This is a genomic window from Nocardiopsis sp. CNZ308 (assembly GCF_004217075.1).
The window spans coordinates 5,608,378-5,628,647 of record NZ_SHKJ01000001.1; the positions used below are offsets into that span (position 1 = coordinate 5,608,378).

General features: G+C 65.8%; 14 protein-coding genes and 1 pseudogene. 10 read left to right on the forward strand and 5 right to left on the reverse strand.

Features of this window, described 5'->3' with window-relative positions:
* Nucleotides 1-57: 57 nt before the first annotated feature.
* Nucleotides 58-2,031 (reverse strand): BCCT family transporter, encoded by a 1,974-nt coding sequence (locus EV372_RS24025; protein WP_130397887.1) that lies wholly within the window; start codon nucleotides 2,029-2,031, stop codon nucleotides 58-60.
* Between the two features lie 820 nt (nucleotides 2,032-2,851).
* Entirely contained in the window at nucleotides 2,852-3,586 is a 735-nt protein-coding gene (locus EV372_RS24030; protein ID WP_130397888.1) for an NUDIX hydrolase, read from the reverse strand.
* A 67-nt stretch (nucleotides 3,587-3,653) separates the two neighbouring features.
* Between EV372_RS24030 and EV372_RS24035 the strand changes: the two genes are divergently transcribed.
* The 8 genes and pseudogenes from EV372_RS24035 to EV372_RS24070 form a co-directional block, all read left to right on the forward strand.
* Nucleotides 3,654-5,393 carry a hypothetical protein gene (locus EV372_RS24035; RefSeq protein WP_486484041.1) on the forward strand — a complete coding sequence of 580 codons (1,740 nt, stop codon included), beginning with the start codon at nucleotides 3,654-3,656 and terminating at the stop codon, nucleotides 5,391-5,393.
* Entirely contained in the window at nucleotides 5,390-6,301 is a 912-nt protein-coding gene (locus EV372_RS24040; RefSeq protein WP_130397889.1) for a 5'-methylthioadenosine/S-adenosylhomocysteine nucleosidase, read from the forward strand. Before EV372_RS24035 ends, EV372_RS24040 begins: the two co-directional genes overlap by 4 nt.
* 48 nt (nucleotides 6,302-6,349) lie before the next feature.
* Nucleotides 6,350-7,012: a hypothetical protein gene (locus EV372_RS24045; RefSeq protein ID WP_130397890.1), complete on the forward strand. Its 663-nt coding sequence runs from the start codon at nucleotides 6,350-6,352 to the stop codon at nucleotides 7,010-7,012.
* A gap of 284 nt (nucleotides 7,013-7,296) precedes the next feature.
* The gene (locus EV372_RS29550; RefSeq protein WP_486484042.1) at nucleotides 7,297-8,133 is read left to right on the forward strand and encodes a hypothetical protein; all 837 of its coding nucleotides are present in this window, start codon (nucleotides 7,297-7,299) and stop codon (nucleotides 8,131-8,133) included.
* Nucleotides 8,134-8,276: 143 nt separating this feature from the next.
* Entirely contained in the window at nucleotides 8,277-8,780 is a 504-nt protein-coding gene (locus EV372_RS29555) for an RHS repeat-associated core domain-containing protein (RefSeq protein ID WP_486484137.1), read from the forward strand.
* A gap of 930 nt (nucleotides 8,781-9,710) precedes the next feature.
* Nucleotides 9,711-10,007 carry a hypothetical protein gene (locus EV372_RS24055; RefSeq protein ID WP_130397891.1) on the forward strand — a complete coding sequence of 99 codons (297 nt, stop codon included), beginning with the start codon at nucleotides 9,711-9,713 and terminating at the stop codon, nucleotides 10,005-10,007.
* A gap of 265 nt (nucleotides 10,008-10,272) precedes the next feature.
* Nucleotides 10,273-11,058, forward strand: a complete 786-nt coding sequence (locus EV372_RS24060) for an FG-GAP repeat domain-containing protein (RefSeq protein WP_165436025.1) — start codon at nucleotides 10,273-10,275, stop codon at nucleotides 11,056-11,058.
* A 569-nt stretch (nucleotides 11,059-11,627) separates the two neighbouring features.
* Nucleotides 11,628-13,025: pseudogene (locus EV372_RS24070) on the forward strand (tyrosine-type recombinase/integrase); the annotation flags it as partial.
* 202 nt (nucleotides 13,026-13,227) lie between these two features.
* Here the strand turns inward: EV372_RS24070 and EV372_RS24075 are convergent.
* Nucleotides 13,228-13,920: a TetR/AcrR family transcriptional regulator C-terminal domain-containing protein gene (locus tag EV372_RS24075; RefSeq protein ID WP_130397893.1), complete on the reverse strand. Its 693-nt coding sequence runs from the start codon at nucleotides 13,918-13,920 to the stop codon at nucleotides 13,228-13,230.
* A gap of 80 nt (nucleotides 13,921-14,000) precedes the next feature.
* Between EV372_RS24075 and EV372_RS24080 the strand changes: the two genes are divergently transcribed.
* Both EV372_RS24080 and EV372_RS24090 read left to right on the forward strand, forming a co-directional pair.
* On the forward strand, nucleotides 14,001-14,936 hold the full coding sequence (locus EV372_RS24080) for an alpha/beta fold hydrolase (protein ID WP_130397894.1): 936 nt from the start codon (nucleotides 14,001-14,003) through the stop codon (nucleotides 14,934-14,936).
* A 619-nt stretch (nucleotides 14,937-15,555) separates the two neighbouring features.
* A complete protein-coding gene (locus EV372_RS24090; protein ID WP_130397895.1) occupies nucleotides 15,556-16,560 on the forward strand; it encodes a hypothetical protein in 1,005 nt (334 codons plus the stop codon).
* A gap of 63 nt (nucleotides 16,561-16,623) precedes the next feature.
* On the opposite strand, the gene EV372_RS24095 is transcribed toward EV372_RS24090, so the two are convergent.
* Nucleotides 16,624-19,638, reverse strand: coding sequence for a tetratricopeptide repeat protein (locus EV372_RS24095; RefSeq protein WP_165436026.1), 3,015 nt, complete (start codon nucleotides 19,636-19,638; stop codon nucleotides 16,624-16,626).
* 117 nt (nucleotides 19,639-19,755) lie between these two features.
* The gene (locus tag EV372_RS24100; protein WP_130397897.1) at nucleotides 19,756-20,094 is read right to left on the reverse strand and encodes a trypco2 family protein; all 339 of its coding nucleotides are present in this window, start codon (nucleotides 20,092-20,094) and stop codon (nucleotides 19,756-19,758) included.
* Nucleotides 20,095-20,270 lie beyond the last annotated feature (176 nt).

Consider the following 20,270-nt stretch of genomic DNA (forward strand, 5'->3'; position numbering starts at 1 on the left):
GGTGGGCGCCCCGGCCCGGGGCGCCCACCACCGACGACGCGGGTCGGTGCCGCGGGCCTAGGAGGTGGTCGGCGAGGCCTCGCCGGTGTCCGCGTCGTAGCCGTCGGCCCACTCCCCGGTCTCGAAGTCGAAGCCGACCGGCTCACCCTCCTCGTTGGTGCGCTGGTACCACTCCGTGTAGCTCTCGTCGGTGGAGTCGATACCCGCCCCGGCTCCGTCCCCGGGCCGTGATTCCACGACCTTCAGGGAGAAGTCGTCGCCGTAGCGGTCCACCCCCTCGGTCACGGCGTTGTCCATCGCCGTGTCGATGTAGTGCATGCGCAGGGTGAGGGGATCGGTGCGCAGTTCCCTGAACCACGCGACGACGGCGAGGACCAGCACGAGCGCGAAGGGCACCGCCGTGACGATCACCAGCTGTTGCAGGCCCGTCAACGCCGTCGCGTCGCCCAGGAGCAGCATCACGATCGCGATCCCCGACATGACCAGGCCCCAGAAGACGACCACCCACAGCCGCGGGTTCTGGTCCCCCCGCGTGGTGAGCATGCCCATCACGACCGACGCGGAGTCGGCGGCGGTGATGAAGAAGATCGCGAGCACCACGATCACGACGAAGGGCAGCCATTCGACGTACGGCAGGTTGTCGATGAGGGCGAAGAGCACCTCGGGCGCGGGCATGCCCTCGGTGAGGCCGGGTGCGCCCTCCCGGTACATCCAGATGGAGGTGCCGCCCATCACCCCGTAGGCGACGAAGAGCAGCGAGGACGGGATGATGATCGTGCCGAGGGTGAACTGGCGGATGGTGCGTCCCCGGGAGATGCGTGCGAGGAAGATGCCCACGAAGGGCGACCAGGAGATCCACCACGCCCAGTAGTAGACGGTCCACAGCGACTGGAACTCCTGTGTCTCAGGACCCCACGAGAGCGATCGGCCCATCATGTCGAACAGGGAGCCGAAGTACTCCATGACCGCCGAGGGGAGCAGGTTCAGGAGGAACAGTGTGGGGCCGAGGAAGAGGAAGACCGCGACGATGCCGATCGTGAGCACGATGTTCACGTTCGACAGGAGCCGGATGCCCCGAGCGACGCCCGAGACGGCCGAGATGACGAAGCCGACGGTCAGGACCGCGATGATGACGACCAGGGTGTTGTTCGTGAGGTCCCCGGCGCCCGACACGATGCTGACGCCGGAGCCGATCTGCATCGCCGCGATACCGAGGGCGGCGGCGGTGCCGAAGAGCGTGGCGATGATCGCGAAGATGTCGACGAGCTTTCCGGCGAAACCCTCGGTGAGCCGTCGGCCGAACAGGGCGCGGAAGATCGAGGACATGAGCAGGGGGCGGCCGCGGCGGTACGCGGCGTAGGCGACGGCCCCGCCGACCAGCGCGTAGACGGCCCACGCGTGGAAGCCCCAGTGGTAGTACATCTGGGCGAGCGCCGTGTGCATGGCCTCGACCGACTCCGGCTCGTTGGTCAGCGGAGGCGGTGAGATGAAGTAGCCGAGCGGCTCCGACGGCCCCCAGAACAGGACCGCCACACCCAGCCCGGCGGCGAAAAGCATCGCCGTCCAGGAGAACGTGCTGAACTCGGGCCGCTCGCCGTCCTTGCCCAGCGGGATCCTCCCGTAGGGCGAGAACGCTATGCCCACGGTGGAGACGAGCACGACGATGGCCACGACGTTGAACATCCAGCCGAGGTTGTCGGTCGACCAGTAGAAGGCCGTCTCGGCGACCGCGGCGACGTTTTCCGGCGACCAGACGCCCCAGACGACGAAGGCGACCGTCAGCGAACCGGCGATCGCGAAGACGAGCCAGTCGACCCGGTAACGGCGGCGCTGATCGTCGATCGAAATGCCCGGGACGAGGACCGGGTGCGTGTCGTGGGGATACGTGGGGTGCTGGTAGTCCAGGCTTCCGAGCGCGGTGTGGCCTGTCCGGCCCCGGGGGGCCGAGACCCGCTCCCTGCCTTTCTCGTCCTTGCGTTCTTTCCCGTGCGGGCTCGTCTGCTCTTTGTCTTTATATGGTTTTTCGGACATGGCTAACACAGCCTCACGAATGTTCGAGCGGGGGTGCGGACCGTACCTGGAGAGGCACGTATGCACGCCGGAAAGGTTGATGAAAAGGGTGGGAAAACCGGCGACCGTGTCGCCTGGTCCCGGCGTGACTAGCAGCCGCTGCCGTCGGGCGCGCTACAGCGGGGCAGGAATGCGTCTCCGCGTACACGCCGGTGTCGGAAAGCTCCGATCACCGTTTGCCGCGATGCCGATCGGATCTCCCGGAGGGCTCCTGGCCGGGGCTCGCCGCGCCTGACCACGAGCTGTTTCCGGCGCTCACCGTGTCGGTCGGGTCGCGAGGCGGCCGGGTCGCCAGGCGTGGTTCGGGCCGTAGGTCCTCTTGTGAGCCCGCGCCCGGGTCGGCCTTGCACCAGCGATGCGAATTTTGACATAAGCGATGACGATAACTGTGCCGTGCGTAGTTGTCAACCAGAAGTGTGGCGTTTTGGCGCGACAGTCGGGTTTCGCGGCCGCGGTTGAAATTCATCGTCCTTGATTTCTCCTGTGTTTCCCGCCCTCCGGTTCGGACGCGACCACACCCCCTCCTCCGGATTCGGCTCCCGGGCGTAATCCAGGAGCCGGAGCACCGTCAGCCGCTCCCGCCGGGACATTGCCCGGCGCACCCTCGATTCGACATGACGGCGCTCGTTGCTCCACATGGGTGCGATCGGCCCTTGGAGCGAGGGTCCTCACCTTTTCCGGGGTGGGGAGGAGTGCGGCGGAGACCGCGGTGTGCGCCGGGATCGGCTCCCGGCACTCCTCACCTGTCTCGGGGGCGAAGACACTGAAAAGGCTGCTTCCCTCAACCGCCTGAGCGCAGAAAAGGCGGGTTCAGAAGAGCGGCGGCTCCTTTTCGATAGAGAGCTGCCGGTCGGCCGGCGGCCTGGAGTCTTTGATCTCCTGTCGGCTCCACGAACCCTTTGGCCTTGGTGGCCCTGCGCCGAAAGTTGCTGGGGTCCAGGGAGCGCCCCCACACGACCTCGTAGACGTTGCGCAGTTCGGGAAGAGTGAAGGGTTCGGGACAGAAGGCCGTCGCCACGGTGGTGTACTCGAGTGTCCTTCGGGTGCGCTCCACCGCGTCCTCGACGATGCGCGCGTGGTCGAAGGCCAGTGATCCGGGCTTGTCGAGAAGGTCGGAGACCGGGGCCCAGTAGGCGTGCGCGGCGTCGGTGCCGCCCACGGGCGCGGGCAGGTTCGGGCCCAAGGCGAGGTAGGCGATGGTGACGACCCGGCCCCGAGGGTCCCTGCCGGGATCTCCATAGGCACCGAGCTGTTCCAGGTGCAGCGGCGCGCCGTCGATGGCGGTCTCCTCCAGCAGTTCCCGGTGTGCGCCCTCGTCGAGGGTCTCGTCGGAGCGCACCCGTCCACCGGGCAGCGCTGCGCGTCCGAGGAAGGGCTCCGCCCCGCGCTCCACGAGCAGCACCATGAGCCTGTCGTCCCTGATGGTGAAGATGGCAAGGTCGACGGTCACCAGTGACAGCTCAACGCCCACGGACCTCTTCAGTCGTTCGTCTGCTGCGGCATCTTTAAAGGTCATCTTGACTTTAACCCCGTCTCCTGCTTATGGTCACTATGACCATTATCCCTCCAGGGTAGGTAGGCGTATGACCACGCTCCATGCGGCTCCGGGCCAGGCAACCCCTACGCGAGCATCCAGCGACGCCACACGCCACCTGTGCGCCGGTGTCTACGTCAATGAGAAGTTCCGGGATCTCGTCATCGGGAAGGTCTCCACCGCGTCCCTTCGCCGGGTCGCCCCCTCCTACGGCTTCGACCTCGTCCCCCTGGTGCGGCACGCCTGGCGAGCGGCGCTCCTGGCCGCGGTCCCCCGAGCGATGATCCTCGCCGCCGCGCTGGCGCCACTGGCCTGGGAGCTGACCGCGACATCGACGATCGTCGTGTGTGGCCTTCTTCTCCTGCTGCTCCTGCGGAAGGCGCTGCGCCTGTCGGCCCAGGTGGCCAGTGAGGAGAAGTTCTTCTTGCATAGAAGGCGCAAACGAGGCGCGCGACGCCGTCGACTCTCTTTGGAAGGGTGGCGCTGGAAGAAGGAAACCCTACAGCTCAAGCGCACCGCGGTGTGCGCCCTCGTTCTCGCCGTAATCGGACTTGTCGGTTTCGGTGTGTCCCCGGACCAGGGAGAACTGGCGCTGCGCCTGATGGGGTTGGTCGTGGCCACCACGTTCGTGACCGGCGTGGTCCGCCAGCTGCACGTCAACCATGTCCAGAAGGCATCCCGGCTCCGACCGAACAGGCTTTCCCGCCGTGAACGGGCCATCGATGAGCAACAGCAGCACGACTGCGCCGTTTACCGGCGTCCTCGCCACAGCGGGGAGGAGACCGACGAACAGGATCCACTCTCCCTGTTCGGTGAGGAGTCGCCGTTCGTCGGGGCGGGAGAAGCCGTCTACCAGTGGGATCCACCCATGAACGTGCAACTGTTGCGGCCCAGCGAGGACGAGAACGAGCCCCTGCGCAGACGTGAGCACGCGACTCCACCGTTTCGCGCGCACGAGCTGGTGGAGCGCCTCCGCCGTGAAGTCAACGAACTCCGCACGGACGAACCGCATGTCCGTCTCCCGGTCGAGGTCCGGGATCGCGTCTATGCGGCGGAAAGCGACGTCTCAAAGGACCGTTCCCTGCTCGATCCGGCTGGGATCGACGCTGAGCGCATGCGCGGTCTCATCGACGGCGAGGACACCAGCGGGCTGCACTTCATCGAGGTGAGTGTGCCCAGCCACGGTTGTGAACTGGTCACCACCGTGTTCCTGCACGTCAGACTCCAGGGCCGCACACTGACCCTGTTCTGCGTGGCCTGTGCGCTGACCCGCAACCCACGTGAGTTCCAGCGCTCGGAGGAGTACGGCCAGAGCGGAAAAAGAGCCGCTGTGGCAGCGGGAGGCCAGGCGCTCCTACGCCTTCCTCATGAGGTCTCTGCCTGTTGGCGCATACTTCGCTACGCCTACTACCTGGCCAAGACGTTGGTCCTTGGACCGGACGGGACACGGCGCCCGCTGCGCAACATCGAGATCGGCAGCCAGGTCAGCGCTCGCGAAGAGTACGCCCAGGAGTGGCGCCAGGTCCAGTTCGACCAGTCCCAGGTTCTCAGCCACATGAAGACCGTCGAAGAACGGCTGCTCAACGCGATCAGCGATTTCCTGCACGAGAACAACGTCGACAACTCCGAGTTCGACAAACGCGCCAAGAAGCTGGTGCAGAACAGCTTCAACATCGGCAGCAACACCACCATCCTCGGCAGCGCCGTGGGCCCCGGAGCGCACTCGGCCAACACCGCCGGATACACCGGCAACGCCCCCATCCCCTCGAACGACGGAGGACAGCAGTGAAGTACGGAGACTTCCACCTGGGCGACAACGCACAGATCAGCCACAGCGCCGTCGGACCCGGTGCCCGCTCAAGCAACACCATCCCTCCCGGTCCGGCGTACTCGCCGGTCGCTGACGCCGCGGCAGCGAAGGGTCGACCGAGCTGTGACGTCGGGATCGTCACGATTCTCGGCAAGGAGATGCAGGCGGTCATCGATCAGTTCGACCTGAGCACCGAGGAGAAGCTCGACGGGCTGTTCTTCGCCACGGGGGAAGCCACCACCGAGAGCGGTACCGTCACGGTGGTAGCCACCCAGACCCACAGCCCTGGTCAGCGGTCCGTCATGTCCGCGCTGGAGCACCTGCGCCGCCACTTCTCTCCTCGCTTGTGGATCCTCGTCGGCATCGGGGGAGGACTGCACCCCGAGCACGCCCGGATCGGCAACGTCATCGTCTCCACCCGAGTCGTCTACTACGAATCTCGCAAGATCCAGGCCGGCGGTCGGGTGCAGCCACGGGGTGAGGAGCGTCAGGCCCCCGCCCGGGTCGGGCACGCGGTGAACCGCTACTTCACCGACCGCGGCGAGCCCGCGATGATCCGCGGTCAGGCCAAGGGGCACCGGAAGCGGACCTTCGAGGTCCTACCGGGGCTGATCGGTTCAGGGGAGGCCGTCATCGCCGACCGGGACTCGGATATCCGCAGGTTCCTGACCGGCTACAACGACAAGGTCCTGGCCGTGGACATGGAGTCCGGCGGGTTGAGCCAGTACTGGCAGGAGAACTCCGTGGGTGGAGCCCCCAACCCGGACTGGGTCGTGGTCAGGGGCATCTCCGACAACGCAGACCAGGAAAAGAACGACGACGGCCATGATCTGGCCGCCCGCAACGCCGCTCACGTCGTCCGGGACCTCCTGCCCTACCTGTGCTGAACCGCGAAGAGGACGATGTTTTTCCACCCCGTGACGATGGGACTCCCCATGACCGCATTCCTTCTCGGCGTGTTGAGCTCCCTGCTGGCGACCGTTCTCGTCGTCGTCGCGGGGTGGTTTCGTTCCGGTCGGCCCCGTTGGTGGCTGGTTGGGCTGCTGTCCCGGCTCACCGGAACCGGGATCACGCGTCTGTACCGACAACAGCGTTTCGCTGAAGCGGACCTTGCCCGCGACATCACACGGGCCAAATGGGTGAAGGTGCTGGCAGGGAGGGGAAACGTACTCACCCGGGATGCCTTCGCCCCGTTGTGGTCGGGGAACTCGTGCACGGTCCAGGTCCTGTTGCCCGACCCCGAGAGCGATCAGCAGTCCTGGTTGTCCAGGAGGGGAGAGGAGCTGGGCCGGACCGACCTCGGTATCAGCCCACCGATGCTCGCGGCGCAGGTGCGGGCCAACACCGCCTACTTGGAGCGGATCCGACTCCACAATCCCGCCGTGGACTTGCGGCTGTTCGACTTGCCGAACACTTTCCGGGTGATCGCGACGGACCAGGGCGCGTACCTCACCTTCTACAGCCGGCACGGGCACGGCCGACACTCCCTCTGTCTGCGTCTGAGCCCCTCAGGCGCGCTGTACGACGCGGCCCTCGGACTGTTCGAATTCTCCTGGGCGAACAGCTCGCCCAGGCAGGGTCCGGAAAGCGGCGGGTGAGAGCCGTGCCGGGGGTATCGCGCCCCACCTGTCTCGCGCGGAGGCTGATGGCAACAGCGGTGCGTGCCGGGCCCGCCTTCCGCCATTCGGCCCGTGACCTGGGCTTCGGGCGGGACTACGGCCTGCGCGTCACCAAATCGGGAGCCCACTCGTCGTCCAGGACCGAGTGGACGATCCGTGTTGTCGCCTGGCAACTGTTGTCGTCGGGGCCGGTTTCGGCTACCGAGCCCAGTAGGGCTCATGGACAGCATCGGGCGAAGGCAGCGCTCCGCTTCCGGGCCAGCGTGGAGTTCACCTACAACGACCGCGGCGACCTGCTCCAGAGCGTGCGCACCGACTCCAGCGGAACCGAGACCACCAGCTACGACTACGACCCGGTCGGCAACCTGACCGCGTTCACCGAACACGGCAAGACCGCGACCTACACCTACGACGCCGCGTTCCGGTTGACCTCACTGACCGACCACACCGGTGCCGAGACCACCTTCGACCACGACGAGAACAACCAGCGCACCAACATCGCCCACCCCGACGGGGCCAGCGAGGACCGCGCCTACGACGACTCCCGGCGCCTGACCGCGATCACCACCACCGGTGCGGCCGACCAGACGTTGCTGGAGGCCTCCTACTCCTGGACGACCAGCGAGGGCCAGGACAGCGACCAGTTGCAGTCACGCACCATCGACGGTGAGATCGAGGAATTCACCTACGACGGTCTGGACCGCCTGGCCAGCAACGGCGAGACCGACTACGCCTACGACGACGCCGGAAACCTGACCAGCGCAGGCGGGGAGGACCTGGTCTACAACGACGCCGACCAGGTCACCGATGCTCGCGGTGTGGACGGGGGCCACGACGAGGCCGGAAACACGACCTCCCGAGGCGGCCGGGTGCTGGAGTACAGCCTCACCAACCAGTTCCTCCAGGCGGACGAGGACGCGGACCTGGCCACCAGCATCAGCTACGACACCACACCAACCAGACCCAGATGCGCGGCATCACCGACGTACACGAGGGCGAGCGGATCGACCGGCAGCTGTCCGACACCGCGCTGGGCGTCACCAACATCGCCGCCGAGGGTGAGCGCGCCAGTTTCGTGCGCGTTGCCAACGGCGAGCTGATCTCGATGGTGGCCTGGGACGGCGAGGAGCGGTTCCACTTCACCACCGACCACCAGAACACGGTGCTCGCGATCACCGCCGAGGGCTCCGAAGCCGAGAGTCCGGACGCGGTGTATGACTACACGCCCTTCGGTGAGCGGTCCATGGAAGCCTCCGGCCAGAGCGGGGCTGCGTCGCTGAACCCGTTCGGGTTCACGGGCGCCTACCAGTTCCAGGACGGCACGGTGCATCCGGGATACCGGTTCTATGACACGAACACGCTCAACTTCACCCAGCCGGATCCGTCCCGGCAGGAGATGAACAACTACGCCTACGGCCTGGGCGACCCGATCAACAACACCGACCCCACCGGGTTGATGACCAACGTCGGGTCGGCGGCAACGGCAGGGGCGACTGTTGGGGGACTGGCAGCGGCTGCCGTGTTCGGAGCTGGCTGCATGGCAACGGTTGCCTGTGGGGCGGCCTTGGTAGTGACCTCGGCCTTCTGGGCGGCTGGGGGTGGTGCCGCCGGTGCCGCAGTTGCGGGTGGAACCGACCAGCGAGTCGCAAACGGTATGTGGTCTGGCCTCGCTTCGGGTGCCGCGGGGCCGTTCTTCGGCAGGTACGGCAACCTGTGGTCGTCTGTCCAGTTCACCACAGGAAGTTGACGTGTGTGCGGTCGGCCGCAGATTCTACTTTTATGCGGCCGACCACCATGGGATGGTTCGTAGTGAGCGTCATAGTTCCTGTGATTCGGGGTATGGCGCACAGGAGGTCCCAGTGTAACGATAGGTTGCTTGGAGGGCAGTACCAGAAAATTAAATGAAGAAGAAATATGGAAAGGCAAACGTGCAATGGTCAACCCTTCTCCCGGAAGCCCCACGAAAAAGCATATTCTGACCATGGTTTGCTTCGGGTGTTCTTTGTGGCGGTTTTCCTCGTTCTTGCGCTTCAAAGATACCTCGCCCAAGACCATGCTTCCGCGATCGCGATCATCCTTGTCAGTGTGATCCTCAGTGCGGTATATATTATTTGGCCTCTGGTGAAGGTCCGGCGTGGGGACTACGCAGACTCCCCTGAGTCCACTGATTAGTTTCAGGCGTTCCTTCGGGGAGAAGGCGGATGCCCACTGCTGGGACGAATGGATGCGCGCATGCAACAAGAGAGGTCAAGGTTCGGTCGTATGATGACGGCGCTCGCTACCAGCCCGTTTCTCACGCCGAAAGCTGCTGGCGAGCGCCTGACCGAGAACTCCTCTGTCAAAGACGTGCGAACCATGGCTGTGATCCCCTTGATGGCTGTACCTCCACTCGCCGCGCTTGGACTGATGTCTATCTACTGGAGAGGCGGCATCGCAGGCGGAGTCCTGAGTGTCGTCCTTATTGTATTCTGCGTTCTCTTGATGTCCGCTCCAAAGTGGTATCTCCTTTTCGAAATGAAGAGAAGGCGGAGATGATGGCTGGGGCTTGGAGGGTTCCTGCCTTCAGGATCGGCATGGCGAATCCTGGGCGGTCGCCCAAGGAGTCGCATGCCTCGTCCTCGTGGGACAGACGAGACAAGGGGCACTGGCTAAGCCAGAGACGCGAACGGAGGGGCGCGTGTTCCATCGGTCATCACCTGATTTCATCGAACGATTGGCCAGGGCCAAGTTTCTCTTGCCACTGGGGTACAAGGAGTTCCCGGGAAACCCCACCAGTCACGACTGGCGAACGCTTATCATCGGCCTGGGCTTGGTTCCGTTGATGATGCTTGCGGTGGCTGTGTGGACCGGGCTGTCCGGCCAGGAGGAGTCGGCGATCGGATTCACCGTCATGGCTGCCGTCTTCTCTGTTCTCTGGATACTTCCAAAAGTCCTTCTCTGGTTGCGTGTGCGCAACCGCGGCCAAGGGAAATAAAGTGTCAAGTAGATAAAAAATCCTGCCTCCGCTCTGGCGCAAACCCGGATATTCCTTTGGGGCGCCAGGGGAAGCGGTTGTACGGTTTTCTGGCGCCATTTTGTTTTCTTTGTCTTTCTGGTGGGCGTTGAATCAGCCTCCATGGTCGGGTAATGGATAGCGTATTGGGATTGGCTGTATCCGAATTATCGTGTCTTCGTTAAGGAATGCAATGAGGAAAGTTCTTCCTTCTGCTGTTGCGGCCTCCACCGCGGCCGCTTGTGCCGTGCTGATCCTCCCCTTGGCCGTCAGCGTCGCGCATGCTGCAACCGCTCTTCCCAACGATGTGGACGGCGACGGCTGCGCCGACGTGGTCGTCAGAGCCCAGGACCAGGTCGTGGTCCTGTCGGGCCGCGCCGACCTGAGCCAGGCCGACGACCCGTCGGTGAGCGCGTTCCTGGCCACTCCCAGCCCCGGGGACACCGTCCAGGCACTGGAATCCGCCGACATCGACGGCGACGGACATCTGGACCTGGTGGTCTCCAGCTCCCGCCAGGGCGAGGACGAGGCGGGGGACGTGTCGGTGTTCTCGGGTTCGGCCGATGGCCTGACCACCCGACCGCTCAACGAGCCCCTCACCCTGGAGGACTCCACCGCGGTGATCGCGGCCGGAGACGTCAACGGTGACGGCTACGCCGACATCGTGCTGGGCGACACCACCGTGGAAACCGCAGACGGCGGCGCTGACGCGGGCGGAGTAGGCGTGCTCTACGGCGGCCCCGACTGGCTGGACGGGCGCGAGCAGTCCCTCACCCAGGACTCCCCGGACGTGGCGGGCGTCTCCGAGGCCGGGGATGAGATGGGTGCGGAGGTGACGTTGATCGACGTGAACGGTGACGGGTACCGGGACCTGGTGGCCGGGGTGCCGAGGGAGAACGCCGGCAACGGCGCCGTCACCCTGCTCTACGCCACCGCCGACGGCCTCACCGGACAGGGCTCGCTGACCTTCGGCGGGGCCACCCTGGGCCTGGACGGGACCGAGGCTGAGTTCGGTCGGGGGCTGTCCCGGTAGGTGTCCATCGTCGATGTGCGGTGGGCCGTGGTCCCGAACAAGGGGACCGACCCACCGCGCCGGTCGAGGTGGTGCCAGGGGTACGCAAACACGCCTTTGCCAGGACCCCCATGTCACGGGACAGTAAAGTGCTCCGCGAGGTAGGTGCTCACCCGTACTGGACCTCGCCCTGCGGAGCACACGGGGAGCATGTCAGGCCCCGGTCCGGGCCCGGCGCCTCGTCTGAACTGGGGTTTTGTGGCGCACCCGGCAGGATTCGAACCTGCGACCATCGGATGAGAAGTTCGCTGGGTACGTGCCACTACGTGTCGCTACGTACCGTTCCGTCCCCCGCTATCCGATCAGCCGTGCTGTCGGGTGCTGTGTGGTGACGCCCAGTGTCGCCCCAGTCCGGAACTGCGGAGCACGAACGGAGCACACACCGGCGGCTGGCGGTGTCCGATGGCACCTCACGAGGTCCTTGTGTATCTTGCCTTGAACCGGAAGCGATCAGGCCCTGGTGTGCCGGGGGCGGGTCTGTCGTCCCCTGGCATACACCAAAGCCTCTATCAAAACCGGCGCGGGGCAGTCCGCAGCCCAAGCGCCGGACCGGGGGCTGGAATCCGGCTCATGGGGCGTGGGCGTTCCAGTACGAGCTTCCCCCGACCAGTCAGGGTGGGCGCCGCCAAGCCCGACGGGTCGGCCTGACCTCCCAGGAGGAAGCCCGTCAAGGGCTGGAGCGCGTCAAGGCATTGATTGCCTTGTCGGAGAAGGATCCCACGGTTGAAGTGCAAATCGCTGACCTGGTCCAGGCGGCGTTGAAGCAGCGCCGCCCACTCCCGGACCTGGAGGAGGTGCGTAGGCGGGTGGCGATGGCGGTGGATGTGCGCACCGAACCACCCACCGTTGAGGTGTGGTTGGGGGAGTGGTTGGAGGGCAAGCCCGATCTGGCCGTGGGAACCCGGGCTTCCTATGCCGGGCACATCCGCACCTACCTCGTCCCGCACCTGGGTCGACTGCGGGTGGACAAGCTCCAGGCCCGCCACGTCGAAGCGATGTTCGCGGCTATCGAGGAGACCAACGCCCACATCCTGGAGTGCCGCGAGTCCGACGACCCCCAGGTGCGGGCCTCGGTGCGCGGTCGGCGGGTGATCTCGCTGTCCACCAAACATCGCATCCGCGCGACTCTGCGGAGTGCGTTGTCCGAAGGCGTCAGGCGTCCGGATCTGCCGGTGTCGGTGAACATCGCCTCGCATGTGCGGTTGCCCTCGTGTCCGAGGAAGCGTCCGTTGGTGTGGACTCCGGATCGGGTGCGCCAGTGGAAGAAGGACGGCACGGTGCCAGGGGAGGTGATGGTCTGGACCCCCGAGCAGACGCGTACGTTCCTGGTGCACGCGAGGAAGTACCCGTGGCTGCACCCGATGTTCCACCTGATCGCGGTCAAAGGCCTACGGCGAGGAGAAGCGGTCGGCTTGCCCTGGGCCAACACCCGACTGACGGACGGGCAGATCGACATCCGTGTTCAGGTGGTCCAGTTGGCGTGGGAGACGATCACCTCCACCCCGAAGAGCGCGGCGGGGCAGCGCACCATCACCCTGGACGCCGACACCATCAAGGTGTTGCGGGCCTGGAGGAGGTTCCAGAGCGAGGCCCGCCTCAAGGCCGGTACGGGTTGGGTGGACAGTGGCTTGGCCTTCACCAAAGAGAACGGTTCGGGGTGGCATCCGGGTCAGGTCAGTGACTGGTTCCTGCGCATCGCCAGGGCCGCCGGGTTGCCACCGATCACGTTGCACGGGCTCCGCCACGGAGCGGCCTCACTGGCGCTCGCGGCAGGAACGGACGTGAAGATCGTGTCCAGCGAGCTGGGGCACGCGACCACGCACTTCACCCAGGACACCTACCAGTCGGTGTTCCCGGACGTGGCCAAGGCGGCGGCCGAGGCCACCGCCGCGCTGCTGCGTGGCCCGGCTCCGGTGAGGGTCGGGTAGCCGAACCGGCGAGCACACCAGGAGCCACACGGAACCACCGACCCCAGGCCAGCGCACGGGTTCACCCCGACTGGCCTGGGGTTTCCTCGCGCTCAGGGCCGGTAACCGATCGGATCAAAGGTCCCCTGGTCCAGGACGTACTCTCGAGGAGACGTGCCGCCGGGGACAGACACCTGGCGAGCCGACTGCGGCCGTGGCCGGGTCAGGGGGTGTCGACGAGGCCGGTGAGCACCCGGCGCACCATCCGTTCGAACAGCACGTGTGCGTCCTGGGGTGCTTCTACTGCGGATCTGTGCGCCAACGCGGCGGTGATGAGCGGGTGCCGCTCCTCAGTCGCGGCGGCGGCCAGGTGGGACGCGTGCGCGTGTCGGGGGTCGGTGGCCGGGTTCCGGCGGCTGAGTTCGGTTCGGGCGAACAGGGCCACCAACCCGTTCACCAATCCGATGGTTTCCAACTGGGCGGTGTAGGACAGCGAAGTCGGGGCCAGTGCACGCAGCGTGCACTCCAGGTAGTCCATGCCCCGAGGCCCGAGGACGGGTTCCGTGGGCAGGTCGAGCAGCCACGGATGGGACAGGTACACCTGCTTCGCTCGGCCTGCGAGCGCGGCGAGGTCCTCGACCGGATCCCCGCTCAGCGGGTCGCCGAGCTCGATCTCCCCAGTGACGGCATCCGCCATCAGATCGAGCAGGTCGCCCCTGGTAGAGACGTAGCGGTACAGCGAGGCCGGACCGGTGCCCAGCCGCTCGGCCACTTGCCGCATGGATACCGCGGCGAGCCCTCCCCCGTCCGCCAGTTCAATCGCGGCGGCAGTGATCTGCGCCCGGTCGCGCAAGGGCGCGGGGCCGCGTGTCCCCCGTTCTGGGCGGTTCCACACAGTCCTCGGTTCCTCGGCCACCGGCCCCCCTTTCCATGTTGGGACGTGTCGCCTATCCTAATACTGAGAACAGTGATCGCAGTATTGGAAGGAGTGGGAGAGTGGACCGACGGCAGTGGGCTCCGACCAGGTGGGCGCGCAACGGTGACGTTCGGCTGGCCTTCGACACGTTCACCGGGGTGGACAACGGGGAGCCGCTCCTGCTCATCATGGGCCTGGGCGTCAGCCGACAGTGGTGGCCGGACGGCCTGTGCCAGGCCCTGGCAGATCAGCGTTTCGTGGTGGCCCGCTACGACCAGCGCGACGCCGGCGAATCTACGCACCTGCCGCCGTCGAGGACCCGCCTGCCCGTCACCGCTCTGTTAGGCAGACGGGGCGCGGCCTACACGGCCGAGGACATGGCCGACGATGCCGTCGCTGTGCTGGACGAACTCGGGTGGGACTCAGCGCACCTGTTCGGAATGTCCCTTGGTGGGGCCGTGGCCCAGCGCATCGCGGTTCGGCATCCGGACCGTGTCCGCACTCTGACCTCCATGTCGGCGGTGCCCGGAGACACGGCGGGGCTGCGCACCCTGCGTTACATCAACCTCCCGGCCCTCGCTCGCCTCAGTCGGATGCGTTTCCCCGACACCAGGGAGGGCGCCGTCCGGGCCGCCTTCGCTATCAGCCGGTTCTGCGCATCGCCCGGTTACCCCTTCGACGAGAATGAGGAGAGTGCGAGGGCCGAACGCCTCGCCGACGCTGGTGCCCGCGACACCCAGGCGCAGAGCCGTCAGATCGGGGCCCAGTGGCACGGCTCGGCGATCAGCACGATCACGGCTCCCACCCTGGTGCTGCACGGCCAGGGCGACCCTCTAATCCGACCGCGCGCGGCCACCGCGATCGCCGCCAGTATCCCCGGCGCGCGCCTGGTCGCGCTGCCGGGTGTCGGGCACGAGATCCCCGCAGCGATGTGGCACACCGTCGCCGCAGAGATACGCACACTTGCGAATAACGCGACGGACCCGGCCGGGCCGCGATCGCCCGAGACCCTTTGAGGTGCTGGTAGCCAACACCCAGGAGGAACTGAATCTCCCCGGGTGGGTCCGAGTGGTGTGTCCTGCGGGGCTGTGCGGCGCCACAGGGCCGCATCGGCGGTGGGGTCGTTGGGTCACGGGACGGCAAAGTGCTCCGCGAGGTGGCCCCCACCTGTACTGGACCTTGTACTGGGGAGCACACATGGAGGATGTCAGGCCCCGGTTCAGACCCGGCGCCTCGTCCGTTCGACTCGCGCACCCCGTCTGACCTGGGGTTTTGTGGCGCACTCGGCAGGATTCGAACCTGCGACCATCGGATTAGAAGTCCGGTGACATCGTGCCTCTACGTGCCACAGAGTGACGTTTCTTCCCTATCCATCCGATCACCGCTGCCGTTTCGTGTCAAGAGATGCCGCCCGGTGCCGTGCTAGTACGGGACGGCGGAGCATAATCGGAGCACACACCGGCCCCTGGCGGCGTCCGATGGCACCTCGCGAGGACCTCGGTCGTCCTTCAGTATTCTCGGGCCAGCGGCTCCGAGACGGGGTGGGTGTGTCCTCTATCGGCCATCGCGCTTGCGAAGTCGGTGGGTGCGCGATGATGGTCGCCCCTCGTACTTCTTTTGGGAAGGTGCAGGCCGATGCCCTCCACTCCGTTGTTCTCCACCTACCGTCAGGGCGAAAACCGCGTCACCTCCTCCATGCTGGCCGTCTTCGAGCGCGTCGGCCTGTCCGTGACCGAGACGATCCTGGCCCGGGCCTCGGGTGAGTCCACTCTGGAGACGGTCGTCTTCACCAACCAGCACTCCACCGGCAAGGGCACAGTCCCCGACGCGCGGATTGCCGCGGACTTCACCTACCTGTTCGAGGTCAAGACCACCCGCAACGCCATCCAGGACCCTGAACAGCTCACCGGCCACCTGCAGTTCTTGGACGAGGAGTCAGGAAAGAAGACGTCGAAGCGGTTCCTATTCGTGCTCACCCCCGACCCGGTCCGCCCCCAAATTGTCGAGGAGCTGGCGGACATGCGGGTGGTGTGGTTCAACTTCGCCGCTTTGCACGACGCCATCACCGAGGTCCTGGACGACGCCCTTTCCGCCCCTTCTGAGCGCGATCGGTTCCTGCTGCGCGAACTCCAGGCACTGTTCGAGGCTGAAGGACTGATCACCCATGACGACGTGGTGGTCGTCGCGGCCGGGATCGCCCACGGCGAGTACCTGGAGAGCTCGGCCTACATCTGCCAGCCTGACCGCTTCTTCCGACCCGGGCTGACCCACCTGGGCTTCTACGCCGGCGGAGCCATCCAACCGCAGATCGCCCGCGTCCACGCCCGGGAGAGCCGGGTGCTGTTCACCTACGCCGAGGCCGACCGCCGCAAGACCCAGGGAGGAAACGAAGCTCGGATCGGGGAGATCATCAGGTGGGCCCTGGACACCGAGGTCCGGGAGGAGGGGGAGGAGTACATGGTGTTCCTGCTCTCCGGGCCGGAGGATGCCGACACGGTGCGGTTGAGCGCCCCGCTCGTCAACGACAAGGTCGCCTCCAGCGGTCGTCCATGGGCCTGGACCATGAGCCAGGGTTACACCTCCCTGGTGGCCCTGACCAGGCCCGGGGTGTCCAGGACCAGCGACCTGAAACAGGCCTGAACACCTTGGCTTCGGAGCGATGGCGGCCGAATAGAGCGGTGCTCACCGGTGCCCTCCCCGACCTTACGGGCCTTCCTGTGGGTTTCGGGCAAAGGTTCCCTTACTGAATCGATCCTCGTAAAGATCAAACTTTTTTTGCAGCCATGCGCATGCCTGTAAAGTTTGCTCCAAGTGAGGTCGGTAGATAGTTGGTTGAATTTCTGCAAGTCTCTGGTGGATGCGTGCGGCCCAGTCCATGCAGGTAAGGGCCTCGTCATACTGTCCAAGGCTCTTTAAATGAAATGCCTGATTCTTGAGAGATGTGGCAAGGTTGGGAAGATGGGTGTCGGGATTTTTCTTGCAGAGTTCTTCATAATGATGGACGGCGTGAGAGATTGTCTTAGCTGCCTCTTCGTGGCGCCCTACTTCGCCGAGGCGGTTTGCTTGGTTGTTGAGGGATGTTGCAAGGTCACTGAGGAAAATATCGGGTTTGTGGTAAGCGAGTTCGCGGCGGATGTCAACAGCCATGGTGATTGCTTCAAGAGCCTCCTCATGGCGCCTTAGATCAGCAAGGCGGTTGGCTTGGTTGGTGAGGGATGTGGCAAGGTCGTTCAGGAAGGCATCGGGGTTGTGGCGGGCGAGTTCGCGGCGGATGTCAACGGCCATGGTGATTGCTTCAAGAGCCTCCTCGTGATACCCCATGTCGCTCATGGCGACAGACTGGTTGTTGAGGGACATAGCGAGGTCGGAAAGGTTAGGGCTGGGCTCTCTCTTGGCAAGTGTTCGGTAGTGACCAACGGCCTGCGTGATGGCATCTAATGCTTGTTGATATTTTCCCATCTCGCCCAGGATCTTAGACTGGTTATTGAGAGACAAGGCGAGATTGGGTAGGTGGGCATGAGGGAGTTTCTCGGAAAGAGCTTGGTAGCGCTCGACGGCTTCGTTGATGACCTGCAGGGCTGCTTCTTGTTTTCCGACGTCGATCAAGCGAATGGATAGGTTGTTTAGAGATCTGGCGAGGCCGACAAAGTCCTCGTTGGGGTTGAGTTCTTCCTCCATGCGATAATTTTTTACTAGCTGGTTGTTGAGGTGTACGGCCCATCCCGCGAGGCAATTGCTGAAAACGGGGAGGGAGTCTTGTAGGCGCTCAAGAGTTCTTGTATCGGTTTTGGGATGTGCGGTGATCTGGTCGAGCGCCTCTACGAGAGGTGAGGGATCTTCGGACTGTGTGGCTACAGCGATGGTGGCTGGGCCGAGCGCAAGCGGGTGGCGTGCGCACAGTCTGGTCAGGTGCCCTCCCACGGCGGTCAGGGCGGGGTGCGTGGCCGCGCGGGCATACAGGGTCACCAGGTGTTCGGCTTCCGCGTCGGCGATGGTGTCCAGATGGGGATCGAACAGGTCCGGGTCGCTCTGCAGGCGCTGGCCGAGGAAGTACTCCAACAGCCGGTCAGGTTGCAGGCAGCCCCATACCCCTCTTCCGTCAGTGGGATACAGGCCGGTGATCCATTGGCGGATCTGATTTCTGCGGGCGGTGGTCTGTCCTTCCATTACCGTGGCCTTCCGCAGGAGGCGATCCGCTTCCTCTTTGTCAGCGGGGGTGAGGGTGAAGGCCAGAGCTAGCACGTCGCGCAGTGGTTGCGCGAGGTCGGTGTCGCCCAGGCCGTGGGTGGTGGCGGTGTGGTTCCAGTATCGGTACTCGTGGGCCAGCACCCGCCCCTCCACCGCGCTGTCGGCGGTGATGGCCTCGGCGGGTTGGGTGGCGTCCAGCAGGTCGGCCAGGGCGCGCATGTGCACGCTCAGCACGGTGTCCCACTCAGGACCCGACAGGTCCGGATCGGCCAGGCCGGACACGACCTGAGCCCAGTCGGCCGGGCGCTGTGTGTTTGCTGTGGTCAGGGCGTCAGCGAGGTGGTGCAGAGCGATACGGTACTCCCGGGCGCGCTCGGTGGGGCGGTGCGCCAGTGGTGGCAGAGGGAGTTGTTGGGTGATGTCGGCCAGCAGGTGGCCGGTATCGGTATTGACCTGCTCCCACCAATCGCCCAGCGTGCGCACCAACAGCAGCAGTCGAACGGGGGCATGGCCCGGAGGCCGGTCGCACAGCCGGAGCAGGTGAACCAATTGCCTGGTACGGGTCTCGGCGTAGTCCATCACCACCAACAACGGGACGGTGGAGTCCTTGACCGGGGCAAGTTCTTCGGCGGTGGTCTCGCCCCTGAGCCACAGAGTGGCCCACCGGCGCCCATCGGTGTCGGGGTCGGTGAGGCGCGCGGTGAGTTCGTGGGCCAGGCGGGTCTTTCCCTGCCCGCCGGGCCCGTGCACGACCACCGCCGAGAGCTCCTCTTCGCCTCTGCACCACGCGGACAGGTTGTCCATCACCGGTTCGCGGTCGTGGAAGTCCACCACCCGGCGATGGGCCTCCAACAGCGAAGCGGGGGAGGGGCGCCGGTGCGTGCGCGGGGTGTGGGCCAGGTGGGTGAGCTCGACCGGCTCCAACACCAAAGGCACGCCGTGTTCGGCCAGCACCGCCCGGAACTCCGGGTCGTGGTGCAGGACGTAGGCCGGCACGACCTCCAGGGCGGCGTGGTCGCGGTGTTCGAGGTCGGCGGCCACCACCCCGAGCAGTAGTTCACCATCGCCGCAGCGCAGGACCGCTCCAGACAGGCCCGCCCACTGCGAGCGCCGCACCCCCTCCCTCTGCTGTTGCTCGACCTCGTGCGAGTACCAGCGGGGCGGGTGAGCGCTCAGGTCCATCACGTGCCGGTGGTTGACGAAGTGGTTGCCCGGGGCCACCACGCCGACCAACTGCGCGGTCTCCGCAGCCCGGCCGGGGCGTTGGACCAGGTCGGGAAACCCCCACACCTCACACGGGGTGCCGGGGGTGGTGGTGACCAGGCGCCCCCACCGGGTGCTCACCGCACGCTCGACCCAGCCGGGGTCGGTGATATGGACCAGGGCGGCGTCATCGCGCCCCTTCGGGGTGCCGCGCCAGAGGACCTGGCCGGTGTGGGGTTGGTGGTCGGTGGCGGTGTGCACGTGTACCTGGCCACCAACCTCGGGTACGGCGTGGGCGCTGGTCAGCACCAGGCGCGGGGCGATCACGAACCCTGACCCGCTGCCGTGGGGGGAAGTGAGGCGGGTGATGCGCTCGGCGGTGTCCAACGTTTACTCCGGTCACTGGCTCGGAACCGATACCTCAGAGGGGATAGATGCGGAGCCTTAGCGGGTGAAGGCCACGGGAGTCGTATCGCCGCCGGTGTCCTGGCGGGTGCTGTTGATGGACACGTCCCCACCGGGGTGAGTGGCGTTGTGCGGGGTGAGGGTGAAGGCGACCTTGTGGGTTTTGGTGCGCCCGGCCCCGGCTTCGGCGCTGCCGGTGGCGATCCAGGCCGAGAACCCGGCTTTGGCCTTGGCGTCGGCGCGGAACTGGACTTCGAAGTCCATCTGGATGGGTCCGACCTTGAAGGTGATGTCGGGGCTGTGGGCTTCGGCCTCCTCGACGGCCTTGGTCAGGTCCTCGCGCAAGGTTCGGACGGCGTCGGTCAGGCGAAGTTCCACGCTGCTCTCCTTTAAGGACAGGGGGTGAAGGGTGTGCGGTCCTACGATTGCAGAACCCGGGCTGTGGCGCGGTGTGTGGACAGGGTTGGCCGTATCCGGCCAGGCTTCGCCCCAGGGTTGGCGTTGGTGCCGGATGTAGATGAGTGCCGGGGTCGCCTCCCGGCACTCGTGCGAAC